The sequence below is a fragment of the Salinigranum rubrum genome (assembly GCF_002906575.1).
GTDB classification, from domain to species: Archaea; Halobacteriota; Halobacteria; order Halobacteriales; family Haloferacaceae; genus Salinigranum; species Salinigranum rubrum.
This window is the reverse complement of record NZ_CP026309.1, coordinates 3075674-3093319: the sequence shown is the minus strand read 5'-3', so window position 1 is coordinate 3093319 and position 17646 is coordinate 3075674. Positions and strand designations below refer to the sequence as shown.

14 protein-coding genes and 1 pseudogene are annotated in these 17646 nt (G+C 64.5%); 10 read left to right on the top strand and 5 right to left on the bottom strand.

The features are described from left to right. Positions 1–10: 10 nt before the first annotated feature. Together pdxA and C2R22_RS15155 are read right to left on the bottom strand one after the other, a co-directional pair. Positions 11–1009 (bottom strand): 4-hydroxythreonine-4-phosphate dehydrogenase PdxA, encoded by a 999-nt coding sequence (gene pdxA / locus C2R22_RS15160; RefSeq protein WP_103426499.1) that lies wholly within the window; start codon positions 1007–1009, stop codon positions 11–13. Beyond that, entirely contained in the window at positions 999–2021 is a 1023-nt protein-coding gene (locus tag C2R22_RS15155; protein WP_103426498.1) for a four-carbon acid sugar kinase family protein, read from the bottom strand. Before C2R22_RS15155 ends, pdxA begins: the two co-directional genes overlap by 11 nt. A 36-nt stretch (positions 2022–2057) precedes the next feature. Between C2R22_RS15155 and C2R22_RS15150 the strand changes: the two genes are divergently transcribed. From C2R22_RS15150 to C2R22_RS26990, 5 genes are all read left to right on the top strand, one after another. Continuing rightward, complete coding sequence (locus C2R22_RS15150) at positions 2058–3371, top strand: DUF362 domain-containing protein (protein WP_103426497.1); 1314 nt, start codon at positions 2058–2060, stop codon at positions 3369–3371. 137 nt (positions 3372–3508) lie between these two features. After that, positions 3509–4339 carry an ATP-binding cassette domain-containing protein gene (locus C2R22_RS15145; protein ID WP_103426496.1) on the top strand — a complete coding sequence of 277 codons (831 nt, stop codon included), beginning with the start codon at positions 3509–3511 and terminating at the stop codon, positions 4337–4339. 242 nt (positions 4340–4581) lie between these two features. Beyond that, on the top strand, positions 4582–5826 hold the full coding sequence (locus tag C2R22_RS15140) for a sugar ABC transporter substrate-binding protein (RefSeq protein WP_103426495.1): 1245 nt from the start codon (positions 4582–4584) through the stop codon (positions 5824–5826). Between the two features lie 21 nt (positions 5827–5847). Then, complete coding sequence (locus tag C2R22_RS26995; protein ID WP_216824744.1) at positions 5848–6459, top strand: ABC transporter permease; 612 nt, start codon at positions 5848–5850, stop codon at positions 6457–6459. After that, complete coding sequence (locus tag C2R22_RS26990; protein WP_343125785.1) at positions 6351–6884, top strand: ABC transporter permease; 534 nt, start codon at positions 6351–6353, stop codon at positions 6882–6884. Before C2R22_RS26995 ends, C2R22_RS26990 begins: the two co-directional genes overlap by 109 nt. Positions 6885–7273: 389 nt before the next feature. Here the strand turns inward: C2R22_RS26990 and C2R22_RS15125 are convergent. Beyond that, positions 7274–8301 (bottom strand): annotated as a pseudogene (locus C2R22_RS15125) (alcohol dehydrogenase catalytic domain-containing protein). 235 nt (positions 8302–8536) lie between these two features. Next, positions 8537–9313 (bottom strand): SDR family NAD(P)-dependent oxidoreductase, encoded by a 777-nt coding sequence (locus C2R22_RS15120; RefSeq protein WP_103426492.1) that lies wholly within the window; start codon positions 9311–9313, stop codon positions 8537–8539. A 130-nt stretch (positions 9314–9443) separates the two neighbouring features. Here C2R22_RS15120 and C2R22_RS15115 point away from each other — a divergent pair, with 130 nt between their 5' ends. From C2R22_RS15115 to C2R22_RS15100, 4 genes are all read left to right on the top strand, one after another. Next, positions 9444–10910 (top strand): substrate-binding domain-containing protein, encoded by a 1467-nt coding sequence (locus C2R22_RS15115; protein ID WP_103426491.1) that lies wholly within the window; start codon positions 9444–9446, stop codon positions 10908–10910. 46 nt (positions 10911–10956) lie between these two features. Beyond that, entirely contained in the window at positions 10957–11889 is a 933-nt protein-coding gene (locus tag C2R22_RS15110; RefSeq protein ID WP_103426490.1) for a carbohydrate ABC transporter permease, read from the top strand. Continuing rightward, positions 11889–12764: a carbohydrate ABC transporter permease gene (locus C2R22_RS15105; protein ID WP_103427699.1), complete on the top strand. Its 876-nt coding sequence runs from the start codon at positions 11889–11891 to the stop codon at positions 12762–12764. Before C2R22_RS15110 ends, C2R22_RS15105 begins: the two co-directional genes overlap by 1 nt. A gap of 97 nt (positions 12765–12861) precedes the next feature. After that, positions 12862–14010 carry an ABC transporter ATP-binding protein gene (locus C2R22_RS15100; protein ID WP_103426489.1) on the top strand — a complete coding sequence of 383 codons (1149 nt, stop codon included), beginning with the start codon at positions 12862–12864 and terminating at the stop codon, positions 14008–14010. Between the two features lie 242 nt (positions 14011–14252). Here C2R22_RS15100 and C2R22_RS15095 read toward each other — a convergent pair whose 3' ends face one another. Continuing rightward, complete coding sequence (locus tag C2R22_RS15095) at positions 14253–15386, bottom strand: PfkB family carbohydrate kinase (protein WP_103426488.1); 1134 nt, start codon at positions 15384–15386, stop codon at positions 14253–14255. A gap of 1024 nt (positions 15387–16410) precedes the next feature. Here C2R22_RS15095 and C2R22_RS15090 point away from each other — a divergent pair. Continuing rightward, positions 16411–17601: an AGE family epimerase/isomerase gene (locus C2R22_RS15090; RefSeq protein WP_103426487.1), complete on the top strand. Its 1191-nt coding sequence runs from the start codon at positions 16411–16413 to the stop codon at positions 17599–17601. Positions 17602–17646: the final 45 nt, after the last annotated feature.

Here is a 17646-nt window from a genome sequence, read left to right as displayed (position 1 = left end):
GGAACCGTACTTATCGGGCGAGTTCGACGGCCGTCGCCACCGCGTCGATCATGCTCTGTTCGGAGGCGACCCCCTCTCCGGCGATGTCGAACGCCGTGCCGTGGTCGACGCTCGTCCGAATAATCGGGAGTCCGATGGTGACGTTGACGCCGCTCACCGCGTCGTCGCTCCCGGTGAAGCCGAGCATCTTGATGGGGATGTGACCCTGGTCGTGATACATCGAGACGACGCAGTCGAACTCCCCCGCCGCGGCTCGAACGTAGACCGTGTCCGGCGAGTGGGGGCCGGTCACGTCGACACCCCTCTCGGCGACTTGCGCTACCGCCGGTTCGATGATGTCGGCCTCCTCGTCGCCGAGGAGTCCACCGTCGCTCGCGTGTGGATTCAGCCCCGCGACGGCGATGGATGGCTCGTCGATGTCGAGGTCGCGCAACGCTTCGTCAGTGACGGTGATCGTCGACGCGACGTCGTCGACGGTGAGTCGCGAGCAGGCCTCTCGTAGCGGGACGTGCGTACTGACGTGTGTCACCGTCAGGTCGTCCTCGATCAGCATCATCGAGTAGTCGTCGGTATCGGTGTAGTCCGCGAGCATCCCCGTGTGACCCGCGTACTCGCTGCCGGCCATCCGGGTCGCCTGCTTGTTGATGGGTGCGGTGGTTATCGCGTCGATCTCTCCGGCCTGTGCGAGTTCGATCGCCCGCTGGACGTATTCGAGGCTCGCCGCGCCGTTCGCTTCGGAGAGTTCGCCGTACCGATGGGTGGACACGTTGTCGAGGTCGACGACCGGAAGCCCCTCGGGGTCGGCGTCCGCCTCGGTCGGTGAGTCGACAGGGCGAACCGTCAACCCCGGGGCGAACCGGTCTGCTGCATCTGCCAGCACGGACGCGTCGCCGACGACGACGACGGCCGCGGACTCGACCAGCGTCGGATACGATTTGACGATGACTTCGCTCCCGATTCCAGCCGGATCACCCATGGTAACGCCGACAGTAGGCAGTCTATCGCTCATCGGGAAGACCGAGACGAGCGAGGGACTTAATTATTGCTTGCTCGGCTCCGAACCCGCCCGCTTTCGTGACGGCCGTCACCCCGTCCGCGACGCCCCCCTCGACCGTCGAGAGCGGTATCCCCGGTGCGACCGCTTCGCCGGCCATACGGAGCGCCGTCGCGTCGAGTTCGTCGAGGACCGCCCGAGCCGTCGACCCACCGGCGAGAACGAGGTTCGATACCCGACCACTTCGGACTACCTCGGCGGCTCCGGCGGCGAGCGCGTTCGTCACGCGACGCCGAACCGTCGGTCCGTCGACGCCCGCCCGCTCGCCGGCAGTCATCGCCCGGTCGACGTCGCTGCGTGCGTCGGCACCGTGGAGGTGCACGCCCCCGCGTCTGTCGACGACCCCACTTCCCCGGGACGACAGGTCGCCCCCTGCAGCGGTCGGGTCGGTGACGGCCGTTTCGAGGCAGAGGTGTTGCCGCAGTTCCTCCGACACCGCTCCGACCTGTTCGAGCGTCTCCGGTGCGACGCTCCCCGACACGCCCACCACCGTCCGGCTCTCGTCGGCGGTGAACCTCGTTCCGGAGGACGTGCCGGGGACGGCGATGTGACGTGCGAGGCCGCCGCTCCCGACGGACAGACAGCGCCCGGAGAAGTCGTCCGCTGCCGCGGCGAGTGTCGTGAGGTGGCGATCCGTCACGGCGTCGCAGGTGACGACGACCGGACCGTCCGTCGAGCACGACGACTCGAAGGACTCGCGGACAGCAGCCTCGCCGCGCGCGACGGTCTGGACGCCGATTCGCTCGACGGGGTGGTCGCTCGCTGCGAAGAGCGCGGGGAGCGAGTCGTGCGTCGGCGGTCGTTCCTCGTCCGCTCCGGGCGGCGATTCGGTCACCAACTGCCCGTCGACGAGGTGGTGCCCACACGCGGTCACTCGGCCGTTGTCCGGAAACGCCGGCGCGACGACGACCGCGGGACGTCGTAACGAAACGTTCGCATACTCCCCGCCTCGACCCGTGAGGGACAAAACATAAACGGCTCATCCGCATTGGGTCGCGTATCCATGGAGTTCGAGTTTCCCGGTCGGGACCGGCTGGAATCGACCAACGACGCCGAACTGTCCGACCTGCCCCGCGCGTACCGTGTCAGTCGCGTCCGCGACCACCCCACCGTCTCGGACGTCACGGCGGCCACGACCGCTGCGGTAGACGACATCCCGCAACTCGACGAACTCGAACCGGGGAGCACAGTCGGCATCACGGCGGGGAGCAGAGGAATCGAGGACCTCCCGGCGGTCCTCGAAGACATCGTCTCGGAACTCCAGTCGCGCGGGCTCGAACCGTTCGTCTTCCCCGCGATGGGCAGCCACGGGGGAGCGACCCCCGAGGGACAACGAGAGACGCTCGCGACGCTCGGAATCACGCCGGACCGACTCGGCTGTGAGATCAGGTCGTCGCTCGCCGTCGAGCAGGTGGGCAGCGACTCGGTCGGTCGCCCCGTGTACGCGGCCGAAGACGCGCTCGCTGCCGACGCCGTCCTGCTCGTCAACCGGATCAAACTCCACACGGACTTCGAGGGCGACGTCGAGAGCGGTCTCTGCAAGATGGCCGTCGTCGGACTGGGCAAACAACGCGGCGCCGATAACATGCACAACGCCGCACTCGACCGGGGGTTCGCCGACGTCATCCCGGAGTGGGCCGGCATCCTCGTCGAGGAGACGCCCATCGTCGGCGGCGTGGGTATCATCGAGAACGCCGAGGAGCGGGCGGCCGACGTCCAGGGTGTCCCCGCCGCGGACCTCCTCGACGTGGAGCCGGAGCTGCTGGAGCGTTCCAGGGAGTTGTTCCCCGAACTCCCGGTCGACGACCTTGACCTGCTCGTCGTCGACGAGATGGGTAAGGAGATCAGCGGGACCGGACTCGACACCAACGTCATCGGCCGCGTCCGGTTTCACGGACAGGTCGAACTCGACGCGCCGTCGCTGACTCGGGTCTACGTCCGGTCGCTGACGCCGGCGTCCCACGGGAACGCCCTCGGCATGGGCCTCGCCGACCTCGTCCACCGGGACCTCGCCGCTGTCGTCGACTTCGAGGACACGTACGTCAACATCGTGACGAGCGGCGAACCGAGCCGGGCGAAGCTCCCGTTCGTCGTCCCGAGCGACGCGACGGCGTTCGTCCTCTCGGCGTCGATGACGGGTGTCGCGGACGCGGGTGAACTCCGAATCGCCCGCATCGAGAACACGCTGACACCCGAAGAGCTGTGGGTGTCGGAACCGGTCGCCGAGGAACTCGCCGACCGGGACGACATCCGCGTCCACGAGGACCAACCGTGGGTGTTCGACGAGGACGGCGAACTCGCGATGCCCCTCGAGTGACGCGTCGCGCTCTATCGGAGCCGCGAAGCGAGTCGAATCGACCAGATCCCAGGCGCACCGGAATCCTACACGATCGTTATTTATTTACGTCGATAGCAGAGACGGTGTCACATCGACCCACACAGTATCCACCGCCCATGACCACCGAACCTTCCAATCCCCGAATCGAGGTAGAACACGTCAAGAAGCGCTTTGGCACCGTGGAAGCCCTCTCGGACGTCTCGCTCACGCTCGAAGACAACGAAGTCCTCGGGCTCGTCGGCGACAACGGTGCCGGTAAGTCGACGTTCATCAAGACGCTCGTCGGTATCCACCAGCCCGACGAAGGGGAGATTCGGTTCAACGGTGAGCCGGTCACCATCGACGGCCCGAAACACGCCCGGACGCTCGGAATCGGGACCGTGTACCAGGACCTCGCGCTCGTCGACGAACTCTCCGTCGCGGAGAACCTGTTCCTCGGCCGGATGCCGGTCAAGAAACTGGGAGGGGTCGTCTCGGTCGTCGACAAGGAGTACATGAAGCAAGAGGCCGAGCGCATCCTGAGCGAGCACCTCAACATCCACGTCGACCCCGACACGCCGGTCGAATACCTCTCGGGCGGGGAGCGACAGGCCGTCGCCATCGGACGTGCCCTCGTCACCGACCCCGACATCGTCCTCCTCGACGAACCGACGTCCGCGCTCTCGAAGGCGGCCGTCGAACACGTCGAAGAACTCGTCAAGCAGTTGCGCGCCAGCGGTCACTCGGTCATCCTGATCGATCACAACCTCGAAGAGGTGCTGTCGATGACCGACCGCGTCGCCGTGCTGTTTCAGGGACGGGTCGTCGACGTTGTCGACGCCGAGAGCGTCACGCGCGACGATGTCGTCAGCATGATGGTCTCCGGGCGGTCCGCACACGAGGACGGAGACGACGAACCGCTCGGTCGCCAGTCAGACGCCACCTCGTCGAGTTCGTCCACGGCCTGAGGCCCACCCGAGGGGTCACGTCTGTCGAGAGACGGGGCGAACCGCGTGTTCTGACCGGTGTCACGCTCGCCGCCGGCCCCTCGTTCCCCGGCATCACATCTCGACTCACCTCACCGGACGATTCACTCTGACGGCTATCGGGAACTCACCGGTCGGACGGGGAACTCGATTCAGTCCTCCGCCGTGTGGAAAATTTTAAGTACGAGCAGCAGGCAGGTGTGCCTGGAACGTAATCAAAGACCATGACGAGTCGACGCAACCTCCTCAAAGGGATCGGAGCAGCGGGTATCGCCGGCCTCGCCGGCTGTACGGGTGGACAGAGCGGCAACCAGTCGAGTGGTGGCGGCAGCAGTGGTGGTGGCGGCGGTAGCAGCGGCGGCGACGGCGGGTCGAGCGAGGGGACCACGGTCGGCGACAGTGGTAGCTCGGACAGCGGGACACAGCGGTTCGCCGTCTCGATGAAGTCGATGGGGCAGGCCGGTCTGTTCGTGCAGGGACAGGCCGCGAAGTGGTACACCAGAGACCGCGACGACGTCGAAATCGTCATCTTGGACGCCGAGTTCGACGCCTCGAAACAGACACAGGACGCGATCAACGCGATCAATCAGGGTCTCGACGGCATCCTGCTGAACCCCTTCGACGCCAAGGCGTCGAGACAGATCGTCGAGAAGGCGACCGAGGAGGACATTCCGGTGATGAACTTCGACACGGCGACGCTGTCGGAGGACGTCGTCATGGGCGCCCTCTTCGGTCAGTACGCCGGTGGGCAGGTCGCCGGCGAGCGATTCACCCAGATGATCGAGGAACAGGGCATCGAGGACCCGAAGGTCATCACCAGCGTCTTCAACTTCGAATCGACGACGAGTCAGGCGCGCCTGTACGGCTTCACCGAGAACATCCCGGACAGCGTCGAGGTCGTCAACCGCATCGAGAGCGACGGGACGCCCGAGGACTCCGCCCCACAGACCCAGAGCGCACTCCAGGCCAACCCTGACGTCGACGCGATATACTCCAACAACGTCGGCAGCGGCATGGGCGCCCTGACCGCGCTCCAGCAGATGGACATGTACCACAAGAAGGACAGCGAGGACCACGTCATGGCCTTCGGAATCGACGGTGGTCCCGAACTCAACCAGCGGATCGGGAGCGGCTACTACGACTTCGCGGTCGACCAGCCCCTCCACATGTACGCACCGCTGACGCTCGAACTGATGTGGGACTACCTCGAGAACGGGGAGAGCGCGCTCCCGCAGGTCGGCGACACGGTCACGCCCGGCGAGAACCTCTCGATCGAGAACAAGACGGTCGAGGGAATCGAACCGTGGTCCGAGCAGTTCTGGGGCCCCGCCGAGATGACCGAGTACGAGGCCGAAGACACCGCCTGGTGGCCGTGGCTGAAGTGTCAACACGCAATGATTACCCAGGAGAACGCCGACGCCTCCTACCTCTACGGTAACGTCTACCGTGAGATCGAGGGGTCGAACTGAACCACCGCACGCCACGGGACGATGAGCACACTATCCAACGTGAGTTCGACGATTTCCGACCTGCAGGGTGACCGAACGCGGATGATGTTGTTCGCGCTGGACAACCTCATCTGGCCCATCCTGTTAGTGGCGTTTGTCTTCTTCTCTCTTCTCCTCCCCGAGATCTTCACCCAGTACCGAAACATCGAGTTCCTGCTGTACACGAGTGCCGGACTCGGAGCGATCACGCTCGCGGAGGCCATCTGTCTCATCAGTGGGAACTTCGACCTCTCGGTCGGGTCGATTGCGGGGTTCTCGTCGATGTTCACCGCGCTGTTCCTCACGAGTTGGTTCAGTGGGGTACCGGGAATCGTCGGAATACTGGTCGTCCTCCTGGTCGGGGGATCGATCGGGTTCCTGAACGGCTTCTTCATCGCCAAGTTCGACGTGAACCCGTTCCTCCAGACGCTGTCGGCCCTCATCGTCTTCGAGGGGGGATACTGGTCCTGTCGACACGGTCGGTCTACGAACTGCCGGAGAGCTACCTGTGGCTCGGCGGTGGAGAGGTCTCGCTCGGAGGGCTCCTCCCGCAGTCGGTCCCCATCGCCGTCGTCTTCATGCTCGGCCTCTTCGTCGCGGTGTGGTTCGTCCTGATGAAGACCCGGTTCGGTCGAGCGGTGTACGCGGTCGGTGGCGACGAGGAGTCGGCCGCCGAGGCCGGCATCGATACGGATCGCGTGGTCATCGCCGTCTTCGTGATTTCGGGGATGCTGGCGGCCACGGGCGGCCTGCTCCTGACGGGGTTCAACGGCGGGGCGACGCCGACGCTCGGAACCTCCCAACTGTTCCCCGCCTTCACCGCTGCTGTGATCGGCGGGGTGAGCCTGTTCGGCGGGCGGGGGAACGTCTTCAACGCGCTCGGTGGGGTCCTTCTTCTCAGTACGATCGCCGCCGGACTCGTCATGCTGAACATCGACCCGCAGATCGTTCAGACGATCAACGGACTCGTCCTGTTCGGGGCCATCCTCCTGTACACCTTCGTCCAGCGGTTCCGAGGCCGACTTCTCTCGGACCTCTGAACCGTCGGCGGTTCTCTCGTCGAGACCGGTGCAGTGCTGGAGCGATCAGCGGGGGTCTGGACGGACGCGGTTCGTCACGTTCTCCGTCGTCTCGAAACGGACGGTCCGTCGGGTCGGTATCAGGCGCTGGATTTCACTGAGATCGGACCCGCCGAGACGCGTGGGGACCGCGTGCTTGCGGACCATCTCGCCATCTCGCGGGTGGCAGACACCGGCTTCGCGCGCACGGCGTCGCCGGTGTGGTTGATCGACGAGGAGGCGGTCTCGAACGTCGGACCCGAGTACCTCCATCGACGCTCGCCGACGCTCTCGTACGCACGCGGAGCACGGTCGCTGTCGCTCTCGTGGTTGGCTCGGGAACTGACGGAGAGAACGAGAGGCCGGTACCGTTACTGGTCGCCCGGGACGACGACTTTCTTCAGTCCTTCGTTGTTCTCCATCCGTTCGAACGCGGTCGGGATGTCCCCGAGGCCGATCTCCTCCGTCACGACCGACTCGGCGTCGATACGGCCCCGCCGGAGCAGCGACACCGCCCGCTCGAACGACTCCTGCGTGAGGGCGAACGTTCCCCTGATGTCGAGGTCGTTGTAGAAGAGCTCGAAGGGGGTGATCTCCATCGTCTCTCCCTGTGCCGGGACACCCACGATGAGGGTGTTCCCCCCTTGGCGGTCACGTCGTACGCCTGTTGGATCGTCGGGATCAGTCCGACGACTTCGACGCCGACGTCGACCTCGCCGACCTCCTCCCGGATGGTTTCGACGGGGTCCCCCTCGGCGGGGTCGACGACCACGTCGGCACCCATCTCGGCGGCGAGTTCCCGACGCTCGCGGTTGAGTTCCGACACCACGATGGGACTCGCGCCGCGGTTCCGGAGCGTCTGCAACATCAAGAGACCGATCGGCCCGGCCCCGATCAGCGCGACGCTGTCGCCCTGCTCGACGCCACTCCGGTCGGCAGCGTGGACACAGCAGCCGAGCGGTTCGGCGAGCGCCGCGTGACGGAACGGCAAGTCGCCGACCGTCTCGATGCTGGCCGCGGGCACCCGGACGTACTCGGCGAACGAGCCGTCGAGGATGCGGTCACCAGCGCCGCCGATGGACGTCGCGTCCTCACAGAGGTTGGTCTCGCCGCGCTTGCAGTACGAACAGGCGCCACACGGCACCGTGGGGTTCACCGCAACGCGGTCGCCGGATTCCACTCCGGTGACGTCGGCACCGACTTCGGCGACGGTTCCGGCGCTCTCGTGCCCGAGCACGACCGGGAAGTCGACGGCGAACGAGCCGTGGTACATGTGGAGGTCGGTCGAGCAGACGCCGCACGCGCCGACCCGCACCACGACCTCGTCCGGTCCCGGCTCTGGTTGTTCTCGCTCCTCTACTCGCATCTCACCGACGTCCGTTAGTGACGCTACCTGCATTGTTGCCTCCGCGGACGGGTACGTGCCGGTTCCTCGGTCCGACTGTCGAGTTCGTGTGTTCGTGTCATCGCTCTAGGTCCGTCGTGAGGCTCGGGGACTCTCGACGTCGGCGGACGTGTACGTCGTTCCGCCCACCGTCGAGGCCGAGTCGCTCATACGGTGTCGCTCCACGTAGACACAGTCTGACATCGTATATAAATATTGGTGTCACTCACTGACCGGTGACCGCCAGTGCCTATCGACTGTCCAGTCGCCAGCTGTCGATGGGGACCTGTCCGCCGTCGACGCGGAGTTCGTGACCGTTGACGTAGTCGCTCGCCGGGGCGGCCAGGAACGCGACCACGTCGGCGACCTCCTCGGGCTCGGCGAACCGCCCCAGCGGGTTGTTGTCGAGGATCTGTTCGGTCACCGCGTCGCTGAACCCCTCGGTCAGCCTCGTGTTGGCCCACCCGGGGGCGACCGCGTTGACGCGGATTCCCTCTCGTCCGAGTTCGAGTGCGAGGCTCTTCGTCAGTCCCAGGAGGCTGTACTTCGCGACGTCGTACGCGGGCGACATCCCGACGCCGTTCTTCGTGTGGATCGAGGTGAAGTTGATGACCTTTCCGTACCCCTGCTCGACCATCCCGTCGACCACTTCGCGGGTGCAGTTCAGCGCCCCGTACAGGTGGACGTCCAGGTTCAGCTCGAAGGTGCCGTCATACTCCTCGTCGAGGAACGGCCCCGCGTCGCCCACGCCCGCGTTGTTGACGAGCACGTCGACCGAACCGAGTTCGTCCGTCGCCGTTTCGACCATCGCGGCCACTTCGGCCTCGTCACTGACGTCTGCGGGCACGCCAATCGCGTCGACGCCGAGGTCACGAATATCCGCAGCGGTCTCTTCGGCCACCGCCTCGTCGATGTCGTTGATGACGACGTCCGCACCGTTTCGCGCCAGTTCCTCGGCGGACGCCCGTCCCATTCCCCGTCCCGATCCGCTGACCAGTGCAGTCTTCCCTGTCAGGTCGCAGTCCATTGCACTCGTCAGTTTCCCCGTGGGACAATTAAACACACGGGCTCGGTCCCGACCGACTACCGAGGTCGTCCCGTGTCTTGGAAAGTATTATATATCATTATTCTCAATTTGTGCATGCGAGAGATACACTATGACCAGCGGTCAGAATAGACGGCAGTTTTTGAAAACGGCAGGAGCAACGAGTGTAGGTATTCTGGGCAGCCTCGCGGGATGCACGCGTGGTGGTGGTGGGGGCGCAGAAGGCACCTCGACCAGTAGCGGCAGTAGTGGCAGCGGTGGCAGTGGTGGCGGCTCGTCCTCCAGTAGTGGCGGCGGGTCCTCGTCGGACGACCTCGCCATCCCGCTCAGCGAATACGACAGCGCGGACATCGACTGGCAACAGTTCGAGGGCGACCAGATCAACATCGGTGCGGTACAGCACCCGTGGGTGTCGGCGATCAAGCCCGCGATTCCCGTCTTCGAGGAACTCACCGGCATCGACGTTCAGTGGAACATCCTCCCGGAGAACCAGTTCCGGACCAAGCGCCAGACCGACGCTAGCACCGGTGCCGGGCAGTTCGACGTGTTCTTCATGGACCAGGTCGTCAACCAGTTCCGCGAGGAGGGCTGGCTTCAGCCGCTCGACACGTACTTCAACGACGAGAGCCTCTACGACGAGAGCTTCTACAAGCCCAACGACCTCTTCGAGTCGTCACGGTGGCAGGCACACGGTGGCGGGTACAGCGACAACTGGACCGGCCTCCCCATCACCGTCGAGGTTCAGACCCAGTTCTACCGACAGGACCTCTACGACAAGCACGAACTGGAGGTCGCCGAGACGTGGGAGCAGCACCGCCAGAACGCGAAGGTCATCCACGAGGAGGAGTCCGACATCGTCGGTACGGCCGGCCGAGGCCAGAAAGGCTACGGGATGAACATCTACATCCTGAACACGTTACTCCGCCAGAAAGGGACCCAGCTCTGGACCGAGTTCCCGAACGACTCGGGGCTCGACACCGAGGGCGTCATCGAGGCAGCAGAGTACTACACGAGCCTGCTGCAGGACTACGGGCCGGACGGCGCGTCGACCCAGACCTGGTCAGACGTCCAAGCGGCGATGGCGGAAGGGCAGACTGGCCACATCGTCGCCGACGCCAACATGTTCTGGGGCGGCCTGACCGACGACGAGTCCAGCGTCGCCGATACCGTCCAAATCGCGAAGGTTCCCAAGCCGGAAGGCGGCGAACTGAACCCGAACGCGTTCAACTGGCAGATTTCGACGTCCACGAACGCGGAGAACTCCGAGCAGGGCTTCCTGTTCATGCTGTGGGCGACGTCCCCACCGACCGACCTCTGGATAAACACGGAGAGCAGCGGCGTGTTCTCCGTTCGCCAGTCCACCTGGGAGAACGACGACTACATCTCGAAGGTCGGCGAGGACTACGCCCAGGTCTCGCTCGAATCGCTCAAGGCCTCGGCGCCTGACCCGTTCGACCGCAAGTACCCCCAGTGGGGTCAGCGCTACTCCGAGGAACTGCAGCGGGCCATCGCCGGCCAGAAGCCCGCCGAGAAGGCGATGAAAGACGCAGCGAAGGCCGCCGAAGACATCTACAGCTGAGGAACAAACTACATAACGCACCGGGGAACGTTTTTTACGCACATTCATGAGCACACCAACACAGACGGAAACGACCAACACCCGAGGCCTCGGCAGACTCCGGGACCTGTGGAACGACTACCTCCCGTACTGGATGATAGCACCGATGGTGCTGGTGATGGTGTCGATCACCTTCTTCCCGGGTGCTTACGACCTGTATCTCAGCCTGATCGAAGAGCCCACGATAAACGTCTTCGCGGCCGAGTTCGTCGGACTGGAGCACTACGAGACGGCGTTCACTCGTGGTGGCGCGGTCCACTCGTTCGTCATCACGGTCACCGTGGTCGTCAGTGCGCTGTTGCTCGAGAGCGTCCTCGGGTTTCTCCTGGCAGCACTCGTCGCTGGCGTCGACTCCGGTCGGATGAAGTCGTTCTACCGGATTCTGTTCATCCTCCCGATGGCAGTCGCGCCCGTCTCGCTCGCCACCATCGGTCGACTGATGTTGAACACCGAGGTCGGGATTATCCCGTACGTCATCAACACCCTGACGCCCTTCGCCGCGCCCGCGTTCCTCTCGGACCTTCCACTGTTGACGGTGATCCTCCTCGACACGTGGAACTGGACGCCGTTCATGTTCATCATCTTCTACGCCGGCCTCTCGTCGGTGCCTGACACGCTCGTCGAGGCCTCCCGGGTCGACGGCGCACCCCTGTGGCGGCGCTACGTCCACGTCATCATCCCCTACATGAAGCCCGTCGTGTTCGTCGCCACCCTCATCCGCATGATCGACCTCTTCCGCACCTTCGGCGTGGTGTACGGCCTCACGAGCGGCGGCCCGGGGACGGCCACCCAACTCGTGAGCATCAACATCTACGAGCAGATGTTCATCAACAACTCCCCGGGGGTCGCCGCCGCCATCGCGGTCGTCTACCTCGTCTTCGTCATCGCCATCGCCAACATCGTCATCGCCACAGTCGGCTTCGAGGGGGTGTGGGACTGATGGCGACGTCGGATATCGAGCCGGGGTCGTCCCAGCGCCTCGACAAGGACACGCGTGAGACGCTCGTCCGAGTCGTCCGACACGCCCTGCTCCTGACGTGGGCGTTCGTCGTCTTCTTCCCGCTGTACTGGCTGGCGTCGATGTCGCTGAAACCCCCGGGGGAGGCGAATCAGCTCCCGCCGGACTGGATCTTCCTGCCGACGGTGTACAACTACCTGCAACTGATCCAAGACGGTGAGTTCGTCGCGGCGTTCGCCAACAGCCTCCTCATGGTGGGGACGTCGGTGGTGCTCGTGCTCCTGATCGGCGTGCCGGCCGCGTACGTGCTCTCGCGGTGGGATATCCCGATGGAACGGGACATTCTCGTGTGGATCCTCTCCTCACGGATGCTCCCGCCCATCGCCGTCGTCCTGCCGTTTTTCATCATCTTCCGCGCGTTCAACCTGTTCGACACGCGCATCGGGATGGTCATCATGTACATCAGCATCAACCTCTCGCTGGTGGTGTGGGTGATGAAGGCGTTCTTCGACGGCATTCCCGAGACGCTGGAGGAGGCCGCACGCGTCGACGGTGCGACCCAGTTCCAGGGCTTCCTGAAGGTCGTCCTTCCCGCCGCGAAACCCGGCATCTTCTCGGTCGCGATCATCAGTTTCATCTTCGCGTGGATCGAGCTCCTCTTTGGACTCGTGCTGACGAGCTTCGAGGCCGTGCCGGTGACGCTGTTCGTCTACTCCTTTATCGGCTCGCGCTCGATAGAGTGGTCGATGCTCGCGGCCGCCTCGACCGCGATGATCCTCCCCGTGGCGATCTTCCTCATCGCGGTGAACAAGTACCTCGCGGCCGGTCTCAGCTTCGGTGTGGTGATCAAAGAATGAGAACGAGTACCCAATACGCACACGTCAACGACACGCACTGCTCGCAGAACACGCCCGCGCGGCGGGGACCAGACAGACACGCTATGGAGGGAACGTAATGGCTGGTATCACGTTAGACGACGTCACGAAACGATTCGGGGAGGGCGGCGACGCGGTCACCGCCGTCGACGACGTCTCCCTCGACATTCAAGACGGCGAGTTCGTCGTCTTCGTCGGCCCCTCGGGGTCGGGGAAGTCGACGCTCATGCGCATCGTCGCGGGGCTCGAAACCCAGTCCGAGGGCGACGTGTACATCGGCGACGCGCTCGTCAACCAACTCGGCCCGCGCGCGCGGGACATCGCGATGGTGTTCCAGAACTACGCGCTGTACCCGAACATGACCGTCGAGGAGAACATGTCGTTCGGGCTGAAGATGTCGACGGACCTCTCGAAGAGCGAAATCAACGAGCAGGTGACCGAGGCGGCCGAGATGATGGGCATCGGGAACCTGCTGGACAACACGCCCGGCGAACTCTCGGGCGGACAACAACAGCGCGTCGCGCTCGGGCGGGCCATCGTCCGCGACCCGAACGTGTTCCTGATGGACGAACCGCTGTCGAACCTCGATGCCAAACTGCGGACGACGATGCGGACGGAGATCAACCGCCTGCAGAACGACCTGGGCGTGACGACGCTGTACGTGACGCACGACCAGACCGAAGCGATGACGATGGGCGACCGCCTGGTGGTGTTGAACTACGGCGAACTCCAGCAGGTGGGGACACCCTTGGAGTGCTTCTACCGGCCGTCGAACCGGTTCGTGGCGGGGTTCATCGGGTCGCCGTCGATGAACTTCTTCGAGGGGCAACTCGAAGCGGGGACACTGGTCTGCGACGGGTTCGACTACGAGCTTTCCGAGCGGATGCGGTCGAACGTGGGCGACCGAACGGAGGTGACGCTGGGAGCGCGGCCCGAGGACATCGCCCTCGAGGACGACCCGGTGGACACGAACGGGTTCGAGGTGAAAGTGGACGTGGTCGAGCCGATGGGGAGCATCTCGTACGTGTACATCGAACCGGTCGACCAGAGCCACGACCGGACGTACGTGGTGGAGGTCGACGGGCAGCGTCCCATCACCGAGGGCGAGCGGCTGTACGCGCAGTTCCCGCCCGAGGACGTCCACCTGTTCGATACGGGCTCTGGCGAGACCATCCACCAGCGGAAGCTGAACGAGGAGGCGAAAGTCACACTGAGCAAGCAAGCGTAGCTCATCGGCGGTCTCCCGTGCGCGTCGGTCGTTCTCTTTTCGCCGGTCGGTGTCGCCCCCTGCCGCGCTCGACACGGCTCTCACACCGATACGAGGAGGAAGTCCACGGCTTCAGCCGTGGGAGGAATCAGCCACTGGATTCGTGAGTCTGCAGGCGGAGTCACGGATGGTCTCGCGTGGCTCGACGACGACACTGTTCGATGGAGTCGAAGATATCCGCGTCGAGATGTGGATTCGGTGTTCTACTCGAACTGCGCGCCGTAGGTCGTGACGGCCGAGACGATGTCGTCGTACGACGGTGTCTCTCCCGTCCGGACGAACTCCCGCGCGAGTGCGTTGCCGAGGACGACTGCGGCGTCCTCGGGCAGTCCCTCGACGAGACCGAGGGAAAGCCCCGCGTTGAAGTGATCACCGGCGCTGGTGGTCAACTCCGGGGACTCCACCGGAGCGACGCGTACGCTCGTCGTTCCGTCGTCGCTTACGACCACGGACTCGGTCACGCTGTGCCCGACGAACCGATCGACGCCCAGCGAGTCGAACGCGACGCGGGCGTCCGCTCCGAGTTCGTCGCCCGCGTGGCCTCCGAGTTCAGTCGCGAGTTCCTTGGTCTCGTAGCGGTTCGCCGAGACGGTCACGTCGACGACGTCGGCGAGTCGGCGCGTCGCCGCGACGATGGAGTCCAGCATCTCGCGGTCGATTTCGCGGATGTTCGCGGGGTCGAGCAGGACGTGCTCTGGTGGGTCTGTTAGCTGCGGGAAGACCGACTCTCGAAGTCGGTCCAAGATCGACGCGAGTTCGGGGATCATCGCCCAGTAGCCGATCCCGAGCAGTTTCGACCCATCGAGTTCGTCGACCAGCGTGTCGACACCGACGCGTGACTGGAGGGTCTCCCAGTCCAGCGTTGCCGCACCGCCGCTTTCCATCAACATCAGCTTCCCGTCGTCGAACTCGATGGCGTCGGTGATTCCCGGGTCCCCCAGCGAGTGGATGGTGCACTCCCCGAACTCCCGTTCGAAGAGGTCGAGAACCGGGTCGCCGCACATCCCGACGAGCGTCGGCTCGAACCCGAGCGTCTGGTACACACGAGACAGGTGGCTGACGTGTCCGCCGGTTCGCTGGCCGCGGCACTCCCACGAGATGGACAGAGAACTGTCGGCGGCCGCCGACGTCACGATCTCCTCGCCGAACTCGCCCAGTGTTCCGATACGCTCGTTGTCCGACGCGCCGGCGTTCGTCCCAGCCTCACGGACGTTGTCGACGTACCCGTCGAAGCCGAACAGCACGCTTCCCCCGCTCGGTTCGGCCGGGAGGTGCTTCCGGCACGAATCCACCGCATCGCGTGTCTGTGAGTCCGGATAGCTGTCTGTCGGTGCCATCTGTCTCTCACCCATAGACCCTCTCTGTCTGTCGCTGGGACACCCCAGTGACGGCGTCGCCGACACGACGCCTAACTGCTGGTGCCGAACGATACGTACGGATGGGGCGGAGGGTAGCGGTCTCCATCGGACACCACGGTGCACGTCGCCGGGTGCCGAACCCATCTGAGTCGATAACCGTGGGTATCCGGAACTGTGCTGGCTGACCCATGTCCAACAGTATATCAGGGTCGTATAAATAATTGGGTCACAACGTCGCGTCATATCTCGTCGAGACCGGAGGGTGAATCGGGTACGGTCGCTGCCGCTCCGTGTCGCCGCGGCACCGAGGCGGTTCAGCGAACGTCGCCGCTAGCGTTTCTCGGAGTTCGTGGGGTGAGCGGGGCCACCACGCAGTTCGTTACGCTCGACGTTCTATCTATTCAGGATTATTATAATTCTTTACAAATATATCTATGTATTTCTATAGACGATGTCATCGAGTGGTCCGGATGACCGGGTTCACAGCGCGGCCTCCAACCGGTGGCCGGCCCGAACCCGAACCACTCGAACTCGACGGTTCGCGTGACCGTCGAGCGCGCGTGGCTGCCCGCTTCGGTCGGTCCTAAACGATGTTCCGCGTATCTGAGTCTTCCGGGAGGACATGGGCTTTCAGAGAGCATCCTCGAAGCAGTATACACGGCAGCCCGACACGACCGGTTGCTCCCGGGGCCACACCCTTCCGACGGTGTTCGGTGGCGTCAGACCCCGCCTCGATCTGAGCGTTACGGACGCCTAAATCGAACAGAACTCGTCGTAAAATACACCTCTCACAAAAATAACTGTGTTCGTATATTTCGACGCCCGTTCCGAACGCCGTCGAAACGTGGGTCGGTTCGTCGACAGTTGGTCCCGTTCGCGTCCCTCCACCCGACAGCCTCCGACCACACGGAACGACGCGCACTCTGTCGGTCCGGCGGAGACGGTGCCAGGGGTGATGAGAGGGCTGCGGTACTGTTTTATTTCGATGGTTCGCCGAACACGTATGTCCGATTCGGTAGCACGGCGACCCCGGTGGCTTCGCCAGTACGCCCGAAACGTCCTCTCGTACTACTACCCTACGTGTATCGACACGCGCTTCGGCGGCTACATCGCCCAGCTAGACGAGCGGGACGGTCACGTCTACGACGCCCGGACGAAACACCTGGTCGCGACCGCTCGCGCGGTCCACAACTTCAGCGTCGGCTGTCTCCTCGATGGACCGGTGTGGTGTCGTGCCGCGGCCGAACACGGCCTTAGCTTCCTCCAGTCGGGCCACTGGGACGAGGAACGCGAGGGCTACGACTGGCTGTTGGAGGGTCGGAACACGGCGGACGCGACGCGACACTGCTACGGACACGCGTTCGTGCTGCTCGCCGGCGCCCGCGCGCACCAGGCGGGCATCGACCGGGGGAAAGAGACGCTCGAACGAGCGTTCGACGTCATCGACGAGCGCTTCTGGGAGCCCGAGCACGGGCTCTGTGCGGACGAAGCGTCAGCCGACTGGACCGACGTCTCCGAGTACCGCGGCCTGAACGCGAACATGCACACCTGTGAGGCACTGCTGGCAGCCTTCGAAGCCACCGACGAGAGGCGGTACCTCGACCGCGCGGCGACCATCGCCGAGACGGTGACCCGCGATCTCGCACAGGACGGCGACGGACGGCTCTGGGAGCATTACACCGCCGACTGGGACGCGGATTTCGAGTACAACCGTGACGACCCGACGCACCAGTTCCGACCGTGGGGCTACCAGCCGGGCCATCACGCCGAGTGGGCGAAACTCCTGTTGCTCCTCCACCGACACGCCCCGGAGTCGTGGCACGTCACCCGGGCGAAAGACCTGTTCGACACGGCCGTCGATATCGGCTGGGACGACACCTCCGGCGGCTTCTTCTACACGGTCGACCGCGAGGGCGAACCGGTCGTCGCCGACAAGTACGGCTGGGAGGTCACAGAGGCAATCGGTGCTGCCGCCCTCCTCTCACGACACGAGAGTGAGTACCTGGAGTGGTACGACCGCCTCTGGGAGTACGCCCACGAGTACTTCATCGATCCCCGCCACGGCAACTGGTACGAACGGTTGACGCGCGACCACCAGCGCGACGGTCCCAACCACGGGGTAGGAGTCGAACCGGGCTATCACCCTCTCAACAACGCCTGGGTCGCACTGCAGACGTTCGAAGCGGACCGATAGGGCGCTCGGATTGCCGACGGCTCCCCGAACGCCGAGTCCACGGAT